Genomic DNA, 868 nt, shown 5'->3' with positions numbered 1-868 from the left:
CCAGCCGCTGCCGCCAAGCGCCGGCCCAGGCTGCCTGCGCGCGGGCGAGCGTGTCGAGGGCACCCAGGGCGGCGCCGGCCCGGAAGGCGGCGTCGCCGTCACTCGGCGCGCCGGCGCTTGTGATCGCCCACGCGGGAACGGAGGGCGGCGCAGAGGAGCTGGCGGTCGCGGGATCGAGGCGAATCATAATTTGGAGAGTAAAGTGCCGGTGCGCTTTTCGCCATGATTTTCGTGCCAAAACGCACAGCCTGTCGGATCAGCACAACGACTGATAGTGTTGCATTATCAATCTCTTCACGAGTTCGTCCCTGCTAAGCCATTTGGCCAACAAGTAAGTCTCGACAGGGCACCTTTTTGCGCAGCCGGACGAAACTCCGTTCGGAAATGTGCCGGCTCGCGGCGTAGGAGCCTGCTCAGGTTCAGATGTCATGAAGGCATCTAACGCCCGATCTGCCGCGCAACTTCGGTCCCATATTCATTGCCGACGGGGTATCTGAGGGCGACGTTTTTTGCGGGTTTTTCCTGGTCGGCTTTGGAGGTGATGCTGGCGCCGATTGTCACAGGCTACTTCACTATCTGTTCCTTGACCGATGAGATCTTTTGCGCTGCGGCGCTCCCGTCTTTGCTGTGGGTCACCTTCTGACCCAAGCCCCAACGTACACACGCGGGAGTGTCCTACAAGCCATCGGTTTCGACAGATCGGATGGATTGGGCAGGCGAGCCCAAAAGCTGCGAGCTTAGAGCGGTTATAAATCGTAGTTGTAGCTGTGTAACAAACTGTGTAACAAAAAGCGCGAAAAGACTAGTATTTTCAGTATCATAGAGGTGAAAGGGAATCCCTCCCTCTCCGCCATTTAGTCCAAAAAAC

Annotated in this window: 2 protein-coding genes; both read right to left on the bottom strand. The window is 57.7% G+C overall.

What is annotated here, in order from left to right:
* Nucleotides 1–187 (bottom strand): DUF1403 family protein (locus EOB49_RS34255; RefSeq protein WP_127383528.1); only part of this gene is annotated, 187 nt, incomplete at its 3' end.
* Between the two features lie 488 nt (nt 188–675).
* Nucleotides 676–868 (bottom strand): hypothetical protein (locus EOB49_RS37115; RefSeq protein ID WP_206526195.1); only part of this gene is annotated, 193 nt, incomplete at its 5' end.

It is taken from the genome of Mesorhizobium sp. M7A.F.Ca.MR.148.00.0.0 (assembly GCF_003997735.1).
In the GTDB taxonomy this organism is placed as follows: Bacteria; Pseudomonadota; Alphaproteobacteria; order Rhizobiales; family Rhizobiaceae; genus Mesorhizobium.
The sequence above is the reverse complement of the archived record's forward strand: the minus strand, read 5'-3'. Positions and strand labels throughout refer to the sequence as shown.